The 19343-nt window shown below is 73.3% G+C and carries 15 protein-coding genes; 11 read left to right on the top strand and 4 right to left on the bottom strand.

Translation table 11 applies throughout. The annotated features are described in order from the left end of the window. Positions 1–82: 82 nt before the first annotated feature. Positions 83–799, bottom strand: a complete 717-nt coding sequence (locus AC07D6_RS19865; RefSeq protein ID WP_479046051.1) for a lipoprotein — start codon at positions 797–799, stop codon at positions 83–85. Between the two features lie 112 nt (positions 800–911). On the opposite strand from AC07D6_RS19865, the gene AC07D6_RS19860 reads away from it, so the two are divergent. From AC07D6_RS19860 to AC07D6_RS19825, 8 genes are all read left to right on the top strand, one after another. Beyond that, on the top strand, positions 912–2723 hold the full coding sequence (locus AC07D6_RS19860; RefSeq protein WP_315880833.1) for an ABC-F family ATP-binding cassette domain-containing protein: 1812 nt from the start codon (positions 912–914) through the stop codon (positions 2721–2723). A 265-nt stretch (positions 2724–2988) separates the two neighbouring features. Next, positions 2989–4884, top strand: a complete 1896-nt coding sequence (locus AC07D6_RS19855; protein ID WP_479046047.1) for an outer membrane protein assembly factor BamB family protein — start codon at positions 2989–2991, stop codon at positions 4882–4884. A 47-nt stretch (positions 4885–4931) separates the two neighbouring features. Further along, the gene (locus AC07D6_RS19850; RefSeq protein ID WP_479046045.1) at positions 4932–6749 is read left to right on the top strand and encodes an outer membrane protein assembly factor BamB family protein; all 1818 of its coding nucleotides are present in this window, start codon (positions 4932–4934) and stop codon (positions 6747–6749) included. Between the two features lie 218 nt (positions 6750–6967). After that, positions 6968–7660 carry a helix-turn-helix transcriptional regulator gene (locus tag AC07D6_RS19845; RefSeq protein ID WP_315880836.1) on the top strand — a complete coding sequence of 231 codons (693 nt, stop codon included), beginning with the start codon at positions 6968–6970 and terminating at the stop codon, positions 7658–7660. 718 nt (positions 7661–8378) lie between these two features. Then, on the top strand, positions 8379–9428 hold the full coding sequence (gene galT / locus AC07D6_RS19840) for a galactose-1-phosphate uridylyltransferase (RefSeq protein WP_315880837.1): 1050 nt from the start codon (positions 8379–8381) through the stop codon (positions 9426–9428). Continuing rightward, complete coding sequence (gene galE, locus AC07D6_RS19835; protein ID WP_479046042.1) at positions 9425–10399, top strand: UDP-glucose 4-epimerase GalE; 975 nt, start codon at positions 9425–9427, stop codon at positions 10397–10399. Before galT ends, galE begins: the two co-directional genes overlap by 4 nt. Further along, positions 10351–11580, top strand: a complete 1230-nt coding sequence (gene galK / locus AC07D6_RS19830) for a galactokinase (RefSeq protein ID WP_479046039.1) — start codon at positions 10351–10353, stop codon at positions 11578–11580. The genes galE and galK overlap by 49 nt, the downstream gene beginning before the upstream one ends. 304 nt (positions 11581–11884) lie before the next feature. Continuing rightward, positions 11885–12652 carry a LuxR C-terminal-related transcriptional regulator gene (locus AC07D6_RS19825; RefSeq protein WP_315880839.1) on the top strand — a complete coding sequence of 256 codons (768 nt, stop codon included), beginning with the start codon at positions 11885–11887 and terminating at the stop codon, positions 12650–12652. Here AC07D6_RS19825 and AC07D6_RS19820 read toward each other — a convergent pair. Continuing rightward, the gene (locus AC07D6_RS19820; protein WP_315880840.1) at positions 12611–13108 is read right to left on the bottom strand and encodes a MarR family winged helix-turn-helix transcriptional regulator; all 498 of its coding nucleotides are present in this window, start codon (positions 13106–13108) and stop codon (positions 12611–12613) included. The genes AC07D6_RS19825 and AC07D6_RS19820 overlap by 42 nt on opposite strands. Positions 13109–13239: 131 nt before the next feature. On the opposite strand from AC07D6_RS19820, the gene AC07D6_RS19815 reads away from it, so the two are divergent. Further along, positions 13240–14067: a trans-aconitate 2-methyltransferase gene (locus AC07D6_RS19815; protein ID WP_315880841.1), complete on the top strand. Its 828-nt coding sequence runs from the start codon at positions 13240–13242 to the stop codon at positions 14065–14067. Then, positions 14067–14429 carry a VOC family protein gene (locus AC07D6_RS19810; protein WP_479046036.1) on the top strand — a complete coding sequence of 121 codons (363 nt, stop codon included), beginning with the start codon at positions 14067–14069 and terminating at the stop codon, positions 14427–14429. Before AC07D6_RS19815 ends, AC07D6_RS19810 begins: the two co-directional genes overlap by 1 nt. A 196-nt stretch (positions 14430–14625) precedes the next feature. On the opposite strand, the gene AC07D6_RS19805 is transcribed toward AC07D6_RS19810, so the two are convergent. Together AC07D6_RS19805 and AC07D6_RS19800 are read right to left on the bottom strand one after the other, a co-directional pair. Then, complete coding sequence (locus AC07D6_RS19805) at positions 14626–15297, bottom strand: TetR family transcriptional regulator (protein WP_315880872.1); 672 nt, start codon at positions 15295–15297, stop codon at positions 14626–14628. Continuing rightward, positions 15297–16271: an acyl-CoA desaturase gene (locus AC07D6_RS19800; protein ID WP_479046033.1), complete on the bottom strand. Its 975-nt coding sequence runs from the start codon at positions 16269–16271 to the stop codon at positions 15297–15299. The genes AC07D6_RS19805 and AC07D6_RS19800 overlap by 1 nt, the downstream gene beginning before the upstream one ends. 303 nt (positions 16272–16574) lie before the next feature. On the opposite strand from AC07D6_RS19800, the gene ppc reads away from it, so the two are divergent. Beyond that, on the top strand, positions 16575–19304 hold the full coding sequence (gene ppc / locus AC07D6_RS19795; protein ID WP_315880844.1) for a phosphoenolpyruvate carboxylase: 2730 nt from the start codon (positions 16575–16577) through the stop codon (positions 19302–19304). Positions 19305–19343 lie beyond the last annotated feature (39 nt).

Genomic DNA, 19343 nt, shown 5'->3' with positions numbered 1-19343 from the left:
GTCGCACCTCTCACAGACGGACGTCGTACGGACACGGACACGCGGTACGACCTCCTCCGGTTCTTCCGTCCCCCGTCCCCCGTCAGCCGCCCGTCGCGGCCAGGGAGCCCTTCGCCAGTTCGTACGCGGGCAGCATCGCGTCGTGCTCCTCGCTGTCCATGCCGCCCAACTCCAGCACGAGCGGGCCGCGCGGCGTCGCCACGGCCAGGGCGCGGGCCTTCTTCGGCTCGTCGAGGAGCTCGCTCACCACGGTGTACGTCACCTCGGTCGCCGCGAGCGCGCCGCCCCGGCCCACCCGGACGTCGCGGTAGACGACCGACGAGGGGGAGTCGTCGGCGGCGACGAAGGACTCCAGCACCGTGCGGGGCGCGGCGCCCTTCGCGTCGTCGGTCCACACGCGCAGGAAGCCGATGTTCCCGGCGGGCTTGGCGTCGATCTCGCAGGCCATGGTGACGGTGCCCTGCTCCAGCAGGTCGTTCAGCTCCGCCAGGTCCGGGTCGTCGAGCGGCTCGACCTTCTTCGGCTTCCAGCCGGCGGCCACGTCGAACGTCACCGGCAGCGGGCACGCCGACCCGGCCGCGCCGACCGTCCCGCCCTTCGCCGCGGCGGTCACGCCCGGCGACGCGGACGCCCCGGCCTTCGCGCCCGCCTCCGCCGACGGGCTCACCCCGGCCTTCGCCGACGGGCCCGCGGACCCGGCGCCCGCACCCGCCGACGGCTCCGACGCCCCCGACGCGCACCCGGCCAGCAGCGCCGCGACCGCCACCGCCGTCGCGCCCCGCCCCACGTTCCGCACCATGACCCCGGTCCCTCCCTCGAACGATCGCCGCACGCTACCGCACGGCTCGCCGGGCACCCTCCGGCGCCCACTACCCTGGAAGGTCGATCCGTCCCGCCACCCCAGGAGTGAAATGGCCGCCAATCTGGTCAATGTCGAGGCCGTCAGCAAGGTGTACGGCACCCGTGCCCTGCTCGACGGTGTCTCCCTCGGCGTCTCCGAAGGCGACCGGATCGGCGTCGTGGGGCGCAACGGCGACGGCAAGACGACGCTGATCCGCGTCCTCGCCAAGCTGGAGGAGGCCGACAGCGGCCGCGTCACGCACAACGGCGGCCTGCGCCTCGGGGTGCTCACGCAGCACGACTCGCTCGACCCGGCCGCGACCGTGCGGCACGAGGTGATCGGTGACCTCGCGGACCACGAGTGGGCGGGCAACGCCAAGATCCGCGACGTGCTCACCGGCCTCTTCGGCGGCCTGGACCTGCCCGGTTTCCCGCAGGGCCTGGACACGGTCATCGGGCCGCTGTCCGGCGGCGAGCGGCGCCGCATCGCGCTCGCCAAGCTGCTGATCGCGGAGCAGGACCTGATCGTCCTCGACGAGCCCACCAACCACCTCGACGTGGAGGGCATCGCCTGGCTCGCCCGGCACCTCCAGGCCCGCCGCTCGGCGCTGGTCTGCGTCACCCACGACCGCTGGTTCCTCGACCAGGTGTGCACGCGCATGTGGGACGTCCAGCGCGGCGCCGTCCACGAGTACGAGGGCGGCTACTCCGACTACGTCTTCGCGCGGGCCGAGCGGGAGCGGATCGCCGCCACGGAGGAGACCAAGCGGCAGAACCTGGTCCGCAAGGAGCTGGCGTGGCTGCGGCGCGGCGCCCCGGCCCGCACGTCGAAGCCCCGCTACCGCATCGAGGCGGCGAACGAGCTGATCGCGGACGTGCCGCCGCCGCGCGACAGCAGCGAGCTGATGCGGTTCGCGTCGGCGCGGCTCGGCAAGACCGTGTTCGACCTGGAGGACGTGACGGTCCAGGCCGGTCCGAAGGTGCTGCTGAAGCACCTGACGTGGCAGCTCGGCCCGGGCGACCGGATCGGCCTCGTCGGGGTGAACGGCGCGGGCAAGACGTCGCTGCTGCGGGCGCTCGCGGAGGCGGCCGCGACCCAGGGCGAGGAGCAGCCCGCCGCGGGCCGGATCGCCGTCGGCCGGACCGTGCGCCTCGCCTACCTCTCGCAGGACGTGGCGGAGCTGCCGCCGACGCTGCGCGTCCTGGAGGCCGTGCAGCAGGTCAGGGACCGCGTCGACCTCGGCAAGGGCCGGGAGATGACGGCGGGGCAGCTCTGTGAGCAGTTCGGCTTCACCAAGGAGAAGCAGTGGACGCCGGTCGGGGACCTGTCCGGCGGTGAGCGCCGCCGCCTCCAACTGCTGCGGCTGCTGATGGACGAGCCGAACGTGCTCTTCCTCGACGAGCCGACCAACGACCTGGACATCGAGACGCTGACGCAGTTGGAGGACCTGCTCGACGGCTGGCCCGGCTCGATGATCGTCATCTCCCACGACCGGTTCTTCCTGGAGCGGACCACGGACCGGACGTTCGCGCTGCTCGGCGACGCGACGCTGCGGATGCTGCCGCGCGGGATCGACGAGTACCTGGAGCGCCGGGAGAGGATGGTCGAGGCGGCGTCCGCGCCGTCCGCCGCCCCGGCCTCCGCGGCGAAGGCCGCGAGGACGGCCTCCGCGGCCGACGCCCGCGCCGCGAAGAAGGAACTCGTGCGGATCGAGCGGCAGCTCGACAAGATCTCCGGCCGGGAGGCCGCCCTCCACGCCGAGATCGCCGAAAACGCCACGGACTTCGAGAAGGTGGCGAAACTGGACGCGGAGCTGAGGGAACTGGCCGGCGAGCGCGAGGACTTGGAGACGCGCTGGCTGGAACTGGCCGAGGACGCGTAGCGGTCGGACGCGCGAAGCGCGTGCGGGGGCGCGTAGAGAAGGCGTGGAGAGCGGATAACGGGGGCGTCACGGGCCGGTCCTCCCTTGGGAACAGGGAGGTCCGGCCCCTCTGCGCGCGTGGGGCGGGTGGTAGAAAGAAGCCCCGCTCGACTCACGCAACAGTGCGACATCCCTGTCCGAATCGCTCCATTCCGGCGACGAGCCTCGTGCCGGAATCGCGGGGGAGGCCGGTCGGCCAGCGGATCGCACGAAGGGGGAAGCGCTGATGTCTCAGCCGCCCAGCCAGCAACCGCCGCAGGGGGGCTTCGGGTCTCCGCAGGACCCGCGGGGGGTTCCCCAGCCGCCCGCCCAGCCGCCCGCCGCACCGGCCCAGCCGCCGACCGCCCCGCCCGCGCAGCCGCCCGCCGCACCCCCGGCGCAGCCGCCGGCCCAGCCCGCGCCCGGGTACGGCTTCCCGCAGGCGCCCGGCCAGCCCCCGGCGCCCGGCTACGGCTACCCGCAGGCCCCCGGCCAGCCCCCGGCGCCCGGCCAGCAGCCCGGCCCGTACGCACAGCAGCCCGGCCCGTACGGCCAGCCCGGACCGTACGGTCAGCAGCCCGGCCCGTACGCACAGCCCGGCCCGTACGGCCAGCAGCCCGGCCCGTACGGCGGTCCCCCCGCCCCGCCCCAGTACCCCGGCGGCCCCGTGCCGCCCGGCGGCGGCTCCGGCGGCGGCCCCTTCAAGGGCAAGACCGTCGCGGTCGTCGCCGGCGCGGTCGCCGTGGTGCTCGCCGTGGGCGGCGTCACCTGGTGGGCGGTCAGCGGCGACGAGTCGGAGAGGACCACCAACACCCAGCCGACCGGCCCCGCACCGGAGCCGACCGCGTCCGCGTCCGTCGACAAGGGCGACGGCACCGGCGGCGGCCGCGAGGGGAACGACGACCTGAACGCGGGCCGCCAGCCCGGCGAGGCCAAGGTCGAGTGGCTCCTCAAGAACGACGTGGACCTGCCGCGCAACGGCGCCAACGTGTACGGCCCGTGGGTCGTCGGCGACACGATCGTCAAGGCCATGTACCGCGGCATCGAGGGCTTCTCCACCGCCGACGGCAAGAAGAAGTGGAGCGTCCCCTTCACCACGGACGTCTGCGAGGCCGCGAACGCCCCCACCGCGAACGGCACCCTCGTCATCGGCCTCAAGGACGGCACCGGCGACCGCGCCGACTGCCGCGTCCTCCAGCAGATCGACCTGAAGACCGGCAAGGCGGGCTGGAAGACGGAGGTCCCCAAGAGCACCGGGTTCAGCTCCCTCTCCGACCCGACGCTCGCCATGGCCGGCAACACGGTCGTGGCCGCCGGCACCGGCAACTCGTACGGCTTCTCCCTCACCGACGGCAAGCAGATCTTCGGCAAGCCCTCCGACGGCTGCCAGCCCTACGCCTTCGCCGGCGCCGGGAACCGCCTGGTCGCCGCCGCCAGTTGCCGGGTCTCCGACTACAAGAACCCCCAGCAGGAGATCTGGGAGGTCGACCCGGCCACCGGCAAGCCGAAGTGGAAGTACCAGCTCGCGCGCGGCTGGGAGGTCGACAAGGTCTACTCGGTCAGCCCGCTCGTCGTGAACGCGGTCCAGGAGGAGAAGAAGCAGCGCACCGTCCTGGCCCTCACCGACGCGGGCAAGCTGCGCTCCCAGCTCTCCGGCGGCAACGACAAGTACCGCGCCCAGTGCGGCGGCGGCGGCCTCATCGTCTTCGGCCAGCGCCTCCAGGGCTGCGTCGGCGTCGCGGCCGACGCCGACACCTTCTACATGTCGACGGAGCCCACCAGCCTCACCCGCGGCACCAACGACGTCGTCGCGTTCGACCTGAACACCGGCAAGCCCAAGTGGCGCGCCAAGGCGGGCGCGGACAAGACGATGCTCCCGCTGCGGATGGAGGGCGGCAAGCTCCTCGTCTACGTCGAGGGCTCCTGGGACCGCGGCGGCGCCGTCGCCACCCTGGCCCCGACCGGCGGCCAGCCGACCGTGCTGCTCCAGCACCCGGCGTCCGTCGCCCGGATCGAACGGGACTTCTGGCAGCCGCGGTACGAGTACGCCGGCGGCCGGTTCTTCATCGCCAGCGGCCGGGTCAGCGCCCAGAACGACAAGGCCGAGCTGGAGACCAAGACCATGATCGCCTTCGGCGAGTAGCCCTGGCCCGGCGCCGACGACTTCCTTATCCCCCCGAGGTACACACGATGACGCAACCGCCCCCACCGCCCAGCCAGCCCCCGGGCCCGCCCCCCGGCGGTTTCGGCGCCCCGCAGGACCCGCCGCCCGGCGGATTCGGCGCGCCCGCCCCGCCCCCGCAGGGCGACCCGGCGTACGGCTACCCGCAGGCCCCGGCCACCCCGCCGCCCGGCCAGCCCGTACCCCCGCCGTACGGCCAGCCCGCGCCCCCGCCGTACGGCTACCCGGGCCAGCCGCCCGTCCAGCCGCCGCCCGGGGCCCCGAACCAGCCGCCCGCGTACGGCTACCCGACCGCGCCCATGCACCAGGCGATGCCCCCGCAGCCGGGCGTGCCCGGCGCCCCGGCCGGACCGGGCGCCCCCGGCGGACGCGGGAAGCTCTCCGCACAGATGAAGATCGTCATCGCGGCGGCCGTCGCGGTCGCCCTGATCGTCGGCAGCGGCGTCTGGTACGCCTCCACCAAGGGCGACGACCCGGCGACGCCGACCGCGAACAGCGACAGCGGCACCGGCGGGAGCGACGGGAAGGACGACGGCCCCAAGGCCCCCGACGGCGCCGGCACCGAGAAGGCGCCCGCCGACCCCCAGGCGAAGGTGGCCTTCCAGATCCCGGCGCCGGTCGTCACCGACACGGTGACCACCGCGGGCTCGTGGCTGACCGACAAGACGTACGTGAAGTCGGGCGTCAACGAGGTCGTCGGCTACGACGCGCTGAAGGGCACCAAGCTGTGGAGCCTGCCGCTGCCCGGCGAGATCTGCTCCGCCTCCCGGCACGTCAAGGACAACAAGACCGCCCTGGTCTTCCAGCCGTCCAAGCCGACGCCGCAACTGAAGTACCCGGCCTGCTCCGAGGTCGGCGTGATCGACCTGGACGCCGGCAAGATGCTGTGGACCAAGTCCGTCACGGGCGCCTCCCGCGGTGACCGCAAGGTCGCCTGGGACGAGGTCACCATCGGGGCGAACACGGTCGCCGCGGGCGGCACCCACGGCGGCGCCGCCTGGGACCTGGCCAGCGGCAAGGAACTCTGGCGCCCCCAGGAGAACGCCGAAGGCTGCTACGACATGGGCTACGGCGGCGGCGCGGGCCTCGTCGCCGCCCGCAAGTGCGGCGACACCGACAACCAGTACGTGACGATCCAGAACCTCGACCCCGTCACCGGCGCGCCGCTCTCCTCGTACAAGATGCCGACGGGCGTCGAGTACGCGTCGATCGTCTCCACCCGGCCGCTGGTCGTCGCGGCCGACGTGGGGGACACGGCGGGCGACGGCTCCGGCATCTCGGACTTCTTCTCCCTCGACGAGAAGACCGGCAAGCTGAAGGCGAAGATCACCGCGGACGCCGAGCGGTACGCGGGCAAGTGCCGCTCCACCGACGTGGAGAACTGCGAGAAGCTCGTCGTCGGCAACGGCCGCCTGTACGTCCCCACCGAAGCCCACGAAGGCTCCGGCGAGGACTACAACCGCGTCAACGAGATCGTCGCCTTCGACCTGGCCACCGGCAAGCTCACCGGCCAGAAACTGGACTCGGGCACCAACACGCAGGTGTTCCCCGTACGGATGGACGGCGGCAACCTCATCGCCTACAAGACGCCCGGCTACGAACGCGGCGGCCAGATCGTCAGCGTCGACGGCGGGACGTTCAAGGAGACCGTGCTGCTGAAGACCCCGGTGGACCGGGCGATCAGCAACGCCGAGCGCAGCCTCGCCGAGCGCGAGGACATGCTCTACCGCGACGGACGGCTGTACCTGGCCGACTACTTCGTCTCCAAGCCGTCGACGGTGGTGAAGGAAACGCGTTACCTGGCACTGGTGTTCACCACCCGGTGATCCCGTGAGCCCCCCCGCGGCCCGGCGCGTCCACCCGACGCGCCGGGCCGCGCGCTTCCCCGGCGTCACCCCACCGCACCTCAAGTAGCCCTGATAGGCGAAGAATTCGACATTGCGGGGGTCTCCTGGCCGGTAGGGGGCGCACGACGTCGAACAAGCGTGTAGCTTGCCGGGTCATGGACGGCCGGGGGGCCGCACCAGGGGGTTGGGGGTTCTCGATGGGCGTGCGCCTGATGGTGGTCGACGACCACCGCCTGCTCGCCGAGGCGCTCGCCTCGGCCCTGAAGCTGCGCGGGCACCGCGTGCTCGCCGCCGCCGCACCGGCCGCGGGCGCGGCCGAACTGGTGGTGAACCGCGCCCCCGAAGTGTGCCTCCTCGGCACGGCGACCCCGGCGGAACCGGGCACCTTCGACCCGGTCGTACGGATCAAACGGGACCGCCCACAAGTGGCGGTGCTGGTCCTGGGCCCGGTACCCAGCCCGCGCGGCATCGCAGCGGCCTTCGCGGCCGGCGCCTCCGGATACGTACGACACGACGAACGCATCGAAGGCGTCGAACGCGCCATCATGAAGGCCCGCGCGGGCGAGGCCGCCGTCGCCCCGCAACTCCTGCAAGGAGCCTTCACGGAACTGCTCAACCCGGCCGCCACCCCGGACGACGAAGGCCAACGGTTACTGCGGATGCTGACCCCCCGCGAAGTGGAAGTCCTGGTACGGGTCGCCGAGGGCGAAGACACCCGGCTGATCGCCGCCGGCATGGGCATCGCCCCGAGCACGGCCCGCACCCACGTGCAGCGCGTCCTGATGAAACTCGGCGTCGGCTCCCGACTGGAGGCCGCCGCCCTGGCGGCCCGCACGGGCCTCCTCGACCACGCCGCAGCGGGCCTCCCCCGCATCCCGAAGCAGCGGTGATCTTTTTTGAGGCTCGTTCCGCCTCCGGGGCGCTGTGAGCGGGTGTCGAGGCGGCGAACGTGCTCAGCGCTTCGCGCCTCCGCGCGATCGCCGCCTCGACACCCGCGCGCCCCTTCGGCTCCACGAGCGGTCCATGGGGGCACCCTCCCCCTCCCGGCCCGCAGGGTCTTCCGGCTCCATGAGTGGCACCCGACCGGCCTCTCGTCACCCGCGCCCCTCCCGTCCTGTACGGCCCACGGGCGCGCCCTTCCCCCGGCCCGCAGGGTCTTCCGGCTCCATGAGTGGCACCCGACCGGCCTCTCGTCACCCGCGCCCCTCCCGTCCTGTACGGCCCACGGGCGCGTCCTCCCCCCGGCCCGCAGGGGTCTCCCGGTCCCACTCCTGGCCCCGTGTGCCCCTGCACCGCCATGAGCGGTCCACGGGGGCGTCCTCCCACCCTCCCGGCCCGCACGGGCCTCCAGGGTCACGAGGGGCGCCCGACCACCCCCTGCCCCCCCAACCGCCACTCCGGCCTCACGACACGAGCGGCCCCAGAGGTGCCCCGCCCCGGCTTCCTCGGCTCCCCGACGCCCTCGGCGCTCCCCGCCCCCGGCCGTACCGCCGGCGCGCTGGCGGGGAGGTGGGGGTTTTCGCTGTCCCGCCTCATTGACGCCTGTGTGTGTTTGTGATTCCTTGTGTGTGGTTCTGTTTGATCTGGTTGTGGTGCGAGGAGCCCTGAGTGAAGAAGACGTCCACCCGGCTCGCCGACGGGCGCGAGCTGGTGTACTACGACTCCCGGGACGACGTGGTGCGGGACGCCGTCGACCGGCGGCCCCTCGACCCGATCTCCACCACCTCCGAGATCCGCGAGGACGTGCTCCTCGGCGACCGCGTCGCCATCGCCTCCCACCGGCAGGGCCGCACGTACCACCCGCCGGCCGACGAGTGCCCGCTGTGCCCCTCCGGGGACGGCCGGCACAGCGAGATCCCCGACTCCGACTACGACGTCGTCGTCTTCGAGAACCGCTTCCCCTCCCTCGCCGGCGACTCCGGCCGCTGCGAGGTCGTCTGCTTCACCTCCGACCACGACGCGTCCTTCGCCGACCTCACCGAGGAGCAGGCCGGGCTCGTCCTGGAGGCGTGGACCGACCGCACCGCCGAGCTGGCCGAGGTCCCCGGCGTGGAGCAGGTGTTCTGCTTCGAGAACCGGGGAGCCGAGATCGGCGTCACCCTCGGCCACCCGCACGGCCAGATCTACGGCTATCCCTTCACCACGCCCCGCACGGCGCTGATGCTGCGCTCCCTGGAGGAGCACGCGGCCCGCACCGGCGGCGGCAACCTCTTCGACGACCTCGTCGAGCGGGAGCGCGCCGACGGCGAGCGGGTGGTCCTCGCCACCGACCACTGGACCGCCTTCGTGCCGTACGCCGCCCACTGGCCGTACGAGGTGCACCTCTACCCCAACCGCCGCGTCCCGGACCTGCGCGGACTCGACGAGGCGGCGCGCACAGAGTTCCCACAGGTGTACCTGGAACTGTTGAGGCGCTTCGACCGGATCTTCGGGGAGGGCGAACCGCCCACGCCGTACATCGCCGCCTGGCACCAGGCGCCGTTCGGTGACCCGCGGCGCGACGCGTTCGCCCTGCATCTCGAGCTTTTCACCATCCGCCGCACGTCCGGCAAGCTGAAGTTCCTCGCGGGCTCCGAATCGGGCATGAGCGTGTTCATCAACGACGTGCCGCCGGAGGCGGCGGCCCGCCGACTGCGAGAGGTAGCGAGCGCATCATGAAGTACCTGGTAACGGGCGGGGCCGGCTACGTCGGCAGCGTCGTCGCCGCCCACCTGCTGGAGGCCGGCCACGAGGTGACGGTCCTCGACGACCTGTCGACCGGCTTCCGCGAGGCCGTCCCGGACGGCGCCGCCTTCGTCGAGGGCCGCGTCCAGGACGCCGCCCGCTTCCTCGACGCCTCGTACGACGGGGTGCTGCACTTCGCGGCGTTCTCGCAGGTCGGCGAGTCCGTCGCCAAGCCGGAGAAGTACTGGGACAACAACGTCGGCGGCACGATGGCGCTGCTCGACGCGATGCGCGCGGCCGGCGTGCGCCGCCTGGTGTTCTCCTCGACCGCCGCGACGTACGGCGAGCCGGTCTCCACGCCCCTCACGGAGACCGACCCCACGGCCCCCACCAGCCCGTACGGCGCCTCGAAGCTCGCCGTCGACCACATGATCAGCGGGGAGGCCACCGCGCACGGCCTGGCCGCCGCGTCCCTGCGGTACTTCAACGTCGCCGGCGCGTACGGCGGCCACGGCGAGCTCCACGACCCCGAGTCGCACCTCATCCCGCTCGTCCTCCAGGTCGCCCTCGGCCGGCGCGATTCCATCTCCGTGTACGGGGACGACTACGCGACCCCGGACGGCACCTGCGTCCGCGACTACATCCACGTCGCGGACCTGGCCGAGGCCCACCTCCTCGCCATGGACGCCGTCACCCCCGGCGAGCACCTGATCTGCAACCTCGGCAACGGCAACGGCTTCTCGGTCCGCGAGGTCATCGAGACCGTCCGCGAGGTCACCGGCCACCCGGTGCCCGAGGTCACGGCCGCGCGCCGCCCCGGCGACCCGGCCGTCCTGGTCGCCTCGGCGGCCGTCGCGCGGGAGCGGCTCGGCTGGCGGCCGTCGCGCACGGACCTCGCGGGCATCGTCCGCGACGCATGGGACTTCGCGCGGCGGCGCGAGACGGAGAGGGGAACGGCACAGTGAACGGTACGGAGACCGTGTCCGCGGCGGAGAAGGTCGCCGCGCAGTTCCGGGAGCTGTACGGCACCGCGCCGGACGGCGTGTGGGCCGCGCCGGGCCGGGTGAACCTGATCGGCGAGTACACCGACTTCAACGACGGGTTCGTGATGCCGCTGGCCCTGCCGCACACCGCGGTCGCCGCCGTCGCGCGCCGCACGGACGGGCGGCTGAGGATCCACTCCGCGGAGGCGGACACCGCCTCGGGCCAGGGGATCGTCCAGCTCGACGCGGCCGGGCTGCGGCCCGGCGCCGACACCGGCTGGGCCGCCTACCCGGCCGGGGTCGTGTGGGCGCTGCGCGAGGCCGGCCACCCGGTCGCCGGCGCGGACATCCACCTGTCGTCGACGGTGCCCACGGGCGCCGGGCTGTCGTCCTCGGCCGCCCTGGAGGTCGTCACCGCCCTCGCCCTCGACGAGCTGTACGGGCTGGGACTGCCCGCCCCCGAGCTGGCCGTCCTCGCCCAGCGCGCCGAGAACGCCTTCGTCGGCGTGCCCTGCGGCGTCATGGACCAGATGGCGTCCGCCTGCTGCACGGAGGGGCACGTCCTGCACCTGGACACCCGCGACCTGACGCAGCGTCAAGTCCCGTTCGACCTCCCGGCGCACGGGCTGCGGCTGCTCGTCGTCGACACGCGCGTGAAGCACGCGCTCGGCGACGGCGCGTACGCCGAGCGGCGCGCCGGGTGCGAGGCGGGCGCGCGGGCGCTCGGGGTGCGCACCCTGCGGGAGGTCCCCTACGAGGTGCTCCCGGAGGCGCTGGAGCGGCTGGACGACCCGACCGTACGCGCCTACGTGCGCCACGTCGTGTCCGACAACCACCGCGTCGAGCGGACGATGGCGCTGCTCGACGCCGGTGACGTACGGGCCGTCGGCCCCGTCCTGTCCGAGGGACACGCCTCCCTCCGGGACGACCTGCGGGTCTCCTGTCCCGAGCTGGACCTCGTCGTCTCGGCGGCGGTCGCCGCGGGGGCGCTGGGCGCCCGGATGACCGGCGGCGGCTTCGGCGGCTCGGCGGTCGTCCTGACCGAGGCGGACGCGGCGGACGCCGTGGCCGCGGCGGTGGAGGCGGCGTTCGCGGCGGAGGGCCACCCGGCGCCGCGGATCTTCCCGGCCGTACCGTCGGCGGGAGCGCGCCGCGTGCTGTGAACCGCGCCGGCACCGCGCCGACCGGACGGAGAACTGTCGATTTCCGCCTCGTAACGGCACAGCTGACACACGGGAAACACCCTGGTCGGTCAGTTCTGCAAATCGGCTTCCGGTCCGGGCCTCCGCCCGTACGCTGATGCACAGCATCGGTGGGGGCCGATGCCCATCAGGGGGCGAGACAGCCGGGTACGACGCCTGGAGCGGGGTAACACTCGGGCACGGCGGCGGCCGTACGCCCGCGTGCGCGCCCCGGCTCCGGGCGCCGGCCCGCTCCGGCCCGCTTCCTCGACGCATAGGGGTGCCAGTGGTCCGTATCCGGGTTCTGGTGGTGGACGACCACCGCATCTTCGCCGAGTCGCTCGCCGCAGCACTGGCGGCCGAGCCCGACGTGGACGTCGCCGCGGCGGGCAGCGGCCCCGCCGCGATGCGCTGCCTGGACCGCGCGGCCGCCGAGGGCCGCCGGTTCGACGTCCTCCTCGTCGACGCCGACCTCGGCACGGCCGCCGGGCAGGCCGTGGCGCGCGTCGTCCCGGACGGCGGGGCGGCGGACGGCATCGTCGACGGGATCTCCCTGGTCGCCGGGGTGCGCGAGGCCCACCCCTCCGTGCGGACCGTGGTGCTCGCCGAGAAGGACGACCCGCGCCGCGCCGCGCTGGCCCTCCAGGCCGGGGCGAACGGCTGGGTCGCCAAGGACTGCTCCCTCCAGCGGCTGCTCGGCGTGGTCCGGGGCGTCCTGCGCGACGAGACCCACCTGGCGCCCGCGCTGCTCACGGGGGTGCTGCGGGAGCTGACGGCGGCCCGCAAGCACCGCTCCGAGAGCGAGCGGCTCGTCGAGTCCCTCACGCCGCGCGAACGGGAGGTGCTGCGCTGCATGGTCGCGGGGCTGGGCCGCAAGGCCGTCGCGGAGCGCCTCTTCCTCTCCCCGCACACGGTCCGCACGCACATGCAGAACGTGCTGGGGAAACTGGGCGTGCACTCCACGCTCGCGGCGGTCGCGCTGGCCCGCAGGGCCGGGGTCGGCCCCGCCGAGTCAGCCGGGAACGTTGTCGAACGGGGCGGTCAGCTGGCGTAGCAGCGCCGCGAGGTCGGCGCGCTGGGCGCGGGAGAGCCGGGCGAGGATGGCCCGCTCCTGGTCCAGCAGCCCGGCGAGGGCCTGGTCGGCGCGGTCGCGCCCCTCGGCGGTGAGGCGGACGAGGACGCCGCGCCGGTCGGTGGGGTCGGGCAGCCGCTCGACGAGGCCCTTCTTCGCGAGCCGGTCGATGCGGTTGGTCATCGTGCCCGACGTGACGAGCGTCTGCGTGAGGAGCTGACCGGGGGAAAGCTGGTAGGGGGCGCCGGCGCGGCGCAGCGACGTGAGGACGTCGAACTCCCACGGCTCCAGCTGGTGCTCCGCGAAGGCGAGGCGGCGCGCCCGGTCGAGGTGGCGGGCCAGCCGGGAGACCCGGCTCAGCACCTCGAGCGGCTCCACGTCGAGGTCCGGGCGCTCCCGGCGCCATGCAGCGACCAGACGGTCGACCTCGTCCTCCATGACGATCAGTGTAGGCGATCTGTCGACGTGAAGTCTCTTGATATCAAGAAATGTGCTTCCGTACGATTGAGAGGGTCGCGAGTGGAGCAACGTTCCGCTGAGATATCTCGCACCAGCAAGGGGAATTGACCATGCATTCCGCACCGATTTGGGATCCTCGGCAGTATCTGCGCCACTCCGGCCACCGCGCCCGGCCGTTCCTCGACCTGCTCGCCCGGATCCCCGAGCTGCCCGCCGCCAAGGAGGGGCGGCCCGCCAGGATCGCCGACATCGGTTGCGGGCCCGGCAACGTCACCGCGCTCCTCGCGGACCGCTGGCCCGACGCGCACATCACCGGTTTCGACCTCTCCCGCGAGATGCTCGACCAGGCCGAGAAGGAGTACGCCGGGGCCACGCCGGGCGGCGGCCGGCTCGACTTCCGGCACGCCGACGCGGCCCGGTGGACGCCCGACGAGCCGTACGACCTGATCGTCTCCAACGCGGCGCTCCAGTGGGTCCCCGGCCACGCCGAGTCCTTCGGCGACTGGCTGGACGGGATCGCCCCCGGCGGCACCCTCGCCTTCCAGGTGCCCGCCAACTTCACCTCCCCCAGCCACGCCCTGCTGAGCGAGTTGTGCGAGTCCCCCCGGTGGCGCGACCGGCTCGGCGAGCACGGGCGGCGGTACGTCCACATCCTCGACGCGACGGAGTACCTGGAGCGGCTGACGGACCTCGGCTGCGCGACCGACGCGTGGGAGACCGTGTACGCCCAGCTCCTCCAGGGCGAGGACCCGATCCTCGACTGGACCAAGGGCACGGCCCTGCGCCCGGTCCTCACGGTACTCGCGGACGACGGGGAGGCGACGGAGGAGTTCCTCTCCCAGTACCGCGACCTCCTGCGCAAGGCATACCCGCCGGGTCCCCACGGCACGGTCTACCCCTACCGCCGCATATTCGCCGTCGCCCACAAGGAGTACTGATGCTGGTCGCCGTCGACCACGTCCAGATGGCGGCACCGGTCGGCTCGGAGGAGCGGCTGCGCGCGTACTACGCGGGCGTCCTCGGGATGACGGAGGTCCCCAAGCCGCCGGCGCTCGCCGCGAACGGAGGGTGCTGGTTCCAGGCGGGTGCCGTGCGGCTGCACCTGGGGGTCGAAGCGGGCTTCCGGCCGGCGAGGAGGGCGCACCCCGGGCTGCTGGTCAGCGGGATCGAGGCGTACGCGGCGCGGCTGGCGGCGTACGGGGCGCCGGTCGTCTGGGACGACAAGCTGCCCGGGCACCGCCGCTTCTACTCGGAGGACCCGGTGGGCAACCGCCTCGAATTCCTGGAGCCCCGCGCCTGACGCGCCGCGGGGGGCCGGGGCCCCGCGGCCCCGCCCTCCCCGGCCGTGAGCGGCCGGTCCGCCCGGCGGCGGGGCGGGCGGCCGTTCCTCCTCCCCGGGCGGGGCCGGGGGAGGAGCGCCCGCCCCGGGGCGGACCGGTCCGGCGGGGCGGCGGACGCCCCGGGGGCGGAAGGCGCGGCGGACCGCCCGCAGGGGGTCAGGACTTGCGGTGGCCTATCAGGCGGGGCTTCTGCTCCAGGCCGTCCAGCCCGTGCCACGCCAGGTTCACCAGGTGCGCCGCCACCTCGGCCTTCTTCGGCTTCCGGGCGTCCAGCCACCACTGCCCCGTCAGCGCGACCATCCCCACCAGCGCCTGCGCGTACAGCGGCGCCAGTTTCGGGTCGAATCCCCGGGCCTTGAACTCCAGGCCCAGGATGTCCTCCACCTGGGTGGCGATGTCCGAGATCAGCGACGCGAACGTACCCGTCGACTGCGCCACCGGCGAGTCCCGCACCAGGATCCGGAAGCCGTCCGTGTACGTCTCGATGTAGTCCAGCAGAGCGAACGCCGCCTGTTCCAGGAGCTCACGCGGGTGCCCCGCCGTGAGCGCGCCGGTCACCATGTCCAGGAGCTGGCGCATCTCCCGGTCGACCACGACCGCGTACAGCCCCTCCTTGCCGCCGAAGTGTTCGTACACGACCGGCTTCGACACCCCGGCCTTCGCCGCGATCTCCTCCACCGACGTGCCTTCGAAACCGCGTTCGGCGAACAGCGTCCGGCCGATGTCGAGCAGCTGCTGGCGCCGTTCGGCGCCGGTCATCCGGACCCGGCGGCCCCGCCGGGGCTTGTCGCTGCTGGTACTGCTGCCGTCGATCGCCACACCGTCCATCATGCCGCGTTCGCGGAACGCGGCTGGCGGCGGGCTTCGATCCGGGCCTCGGAGGGCCAGCGCACGTCGTACGCCCACCCCAGCTTCTCGAACCAGCGGATCAGCCGTGCGCTGGAGTCCACCTGGCCCCTCATCACGCCGTGCCGGGCGCTCGTCGGGTCCGCGTGGTGCAGGTTGTGCCAGGACTCGCCGCACGACAGGACCGCCAGCCACCACACGTTGCCCGAGCGGTCACGCGACTTGAACGGGCGCTTGCCCACCGCGTGGCAGATCGAGTTGATCGACCACGTGACGTGGTGCAGCAGGGCCACCCGCACCAGGGAGCCCCAGAAGAACGCGGTGAAGGCGCCCCACCACGACATCGTCACCAATCCGCCCACCAGCGGCGGGAGGGCCAGCGACACGACCGTCCACAGGACGAACTGGCGGGAGATCCGCCGCAGCGCCGGGTCCTTGATCAGGTCCGGGGCGTACTTGTGCTGCGGCGTCTGCTCCTCGTCGAACATCCATCCGATGTGCGCCCACCACAGGCCCTTCATCAGCGCCGGGACCGTCTCCCCGAACCGCCACGGCGAGTGCGGGTCGCCCTCCCCGTCCGAGAACTTGTGGTGCTTGCGGTGGTCCGCCACCCAGCGCACCAGCGGCCCCTCCACCGCCAGCGAGCCCATGATCGCCAGTGCGATCCGCAGCGGGCGCTTCGCCTTGAACGACCCGTGGGTGAAGTAGCGGTGGAAGCCGATCGTGATGCCGTGGCAGCCGATGAAGTACATCGCCACCAGCAGCCCGAGGTCGAGCCAGCTCACTCCCCACCCCCAGGCCAGCGGCACGGCCGCCACCAGGGCGAGGAACGGCACGGTGATGAAGAGGAGCAGGGTGACCTGCTCGATGGAGCGCTTGCTGTCGCCGCCCAGCGTGGCGGACGGCGTGTCCTGTTGCCGCTCGGTGCGGTCGAGTACGTCCGGGGTCATGGTCATGGGCGTCCCCTTGGGGGTGAGAGGGAGGGTGGGAGAGGGAGTGGACGGAGGTCGGACCGGCCTTGCTACGGTCCCGTAACCTACGGAGACGTAAGTATGGCAGCGCCCGGGCCCGCGGCAAGAGGGCTGCGATCGGCGCGGCCCGGACGGACACCTATCCTGGGTGTCGTCGGACAGCGCGGTCCGCAGCGTCCCGCTGGGACCGCCTCGCGCAAACCGGCCGGTAGTGCGAAGGGGCGATCCCGGGGGACACCTCAGCAGTACCCCCTCCAGACGTGCTCATCACTGCAAGGAGCCGCACCTGTGAGCAGTGCCGACCAGACCCCTTCCGCCAGCGCCGAGCTGCGCGCCGACATCCGACGACTGGGTGACCTGCTGGGCGAGACGCTCGTACGGCAGGAAGGGCCCGAGCTCCTCGAGCTCGTCGAGAAGGTCCGCCGCCTGACCCGCGAGGACGGCGAGGCCGCCGCCGAGCTGCTCGGCGACACCGACCTGGAGACCGCCGCCCGGCTGGTCCGAGCCTTCTCGACCTACTTCCACCTCGCCAACGTCACCGAACAGGTCCACCGGGGCCGCGAGATGCGCGCCCGCCGCGCCGCCGAGGGCGGCCTGCTCGCCCGTACGGCCGACATGCTCAAGGACGGCGACCCGGAGCACGTCCGCGAGACGGTCCGCAACCTCAACGTCCGTCCGGTCTTCACCGCGCACCCGACCGAGGCCGCGCGCCGCTCCGTGCTGAACAAGCTCCGCCGGATCGCCGCCCTCCTCGACGAGCCGGTCACCGCCACCGACCGCCGCCGCCACGACCTGCGGCTCGCGGAGAACATCGACCTCATCTGGCAGACCGACGAGCTCCGCGTGGTCCGCCCCGAGCCGGCCGACGAGGCCCGCAACGCCATCTACTACCTGGACGAGCTGCACGCCGGCGCGGTCGGCGACGTCCTGGAGGACCTCGCCGCCGAGCTGGAGCGGGTCGGCGTCGAGCTGCCGCCCGGCACCCGCCCGCTGACCTTCGGCACCTGGATCGGCGGCGACCGCGACGGCAACCCCAACGTGACCCCGGCCGTCACCTGGGAGGTGCTGATCCTCCAGCACGAGCACGGCCTGACCGACGCCATCGAGACGATCGACGAGCTGCGCGGCCTGCTGTCCAACTCCATCCGGTACGCCGGCGCCACGCAGGAGCTCCTCGACTCCCTCCAGCAGGACCTGGACCGCCTGCCCGAGATCAGCCCCCGCTACAAGCGGCTGAACGCCGAGGAGCCGTACCGGCTCAAGGCGACCTGCATCCGGCAGAAGCTGGTCAACACCCGCGAGCGCCTCGCCCAGGGCACCCCGCACCAGGAGGGCCGCGACTACCTCGGCACGGCCGAGCTGCTCCGGGACCTCGCCCTCATCCAGACCTCGCTGCGCGAGCACCGGGGCGGCCTCCTCGCCGACGGCCACCTGGACCGCACCATCCGCACCCTGTCCGCGTTCGGCCTCCAGCTCGCCACGATGGACGTCCGCGAGCACGCCGACGCCCACCACCACGCCCTCGGACAGTTGTTCGACCGGCTCGGCGAGGAGTCGTGGCGGTACGCGGACATGCCCCGCGAGTACCGGCAGAAGCTGCTCGCCAAGGAGCTGCGCTCCCGGCGCCCGCTCGCCCCGACGCCGGCGCCGCTCGACGCGGCCGGGGAGAAGACCCTCGGCGTCTTCCACACGGTGAAGGAGGCGTTCGAGCGGTTCGGGCCCGAGGTCATCGAGTCGTACATCATCTCGATGTGCCAGGGCGCCGACGACGTGTTCGCCGCCGCCGTCCTCGCGCGCGAGGCGGGGCTGATCGACCTGCACGCCGGCTGGGCGAAGATCGGCATCGTGCCGCTGCTGGAGACGACCGACGAGCTGAGGGCCGCGGACGTCATCCTCAACGACATGCTCGCCGACCCGTCGTACCGACGGCTCGTCTCGCTCCGCGGCGACGTGCAGGAGGTCATGCTCGGTTACTCCGACTCGTCGAAGTTCGGCGGCATCACCACCTCCCAGTGGGAGATCCACCGCGCCCAGCGCAGACTGCGCGACGTGGCCCACCGCTACGGCGTCCGCCTCCGGCTGTTCCACGGCCGCGGGGGCACGGTCGGCCGCGGCGGCGGCCCCTCGCACGACGCGATCCTCGCCCAGCCCTGGGGCACCCTGGAGGGCGAGATCAAGGTCACCGAGCAGGGCGAGGTCATCTCCGACAAGTACCTCATCCCGTCCCTGGCCCGGGAGAACCTGGAGCTGACCGTCGCCGCGACGCTCCAGGCGTCCGCCCTCCACACGGGGCCGCGCCAGCCGCAGGAGGCCCTGGCCCGCTGGGACGCGGCGATGGACACGGTCTCCGAGGCCGCCCACACGGCGTACCGGGCGCTCGTCGAGGACCCGGACCTCCCGGCGTACTTCTTCGCCTCCACCCCGGTCGACCAGCTCGCGGAGCTGCACCTCGGCTCCCGGCCGTCCCGCCGCCCCGACTCGGGCGCCGGGCTCGACGGCCTGCGGGCCATCCCGTGGGTGTTCGGCTGGACACAGTCGCGGCAGATCGTGCCCGGCTGGTACGGCGTGGGCTCCGGCCTGAAGGCGCTGCGCGACGCGGGCCTGGACGACGTGCTCGGCGAGATGTACGAGAAGTGGCACTTCTTCCGCAACTTCCTGTCGAACGTCGAGATGACCCTCGCCAAGACGGACCTGCGGATCGCCCGCCACTACGTCGACACGCTCGTGCCCGAGCCGCTGAAGCACGTCTTCGCCGCCATCGAGGCCGAGCACGCCCTCACCGTGGAGCAGGTCCTGCGGATCACCGGCGAGCGCGAACTGCTGGACGCGCAGCCCGCGCTGAAGCAGACGTTCGCGATCCGCGACGCCTACCTGGACCCGATCTCCTACCTCCAGGTGGCGCTGCTGAAGCGGCAGCGCGACGCGGCCGCCGCCGACGAGCCGGCCGACCCGCTGCTCGCCCGGGCGCTGCTGCTCACCGTGAACGGCGTGGCGGCCGGTCTGCGCAACACCGGCTGACCGCGCGCCCCGCACGCGGACGGGCCCCCGCCGGAGTCG

Source organism: Streptomyces sp. NPDC045287 (assembly GCF_056432325.1).
This window is presented reverse-complemented; position numbering and strand designations above follow the sequence as displayed.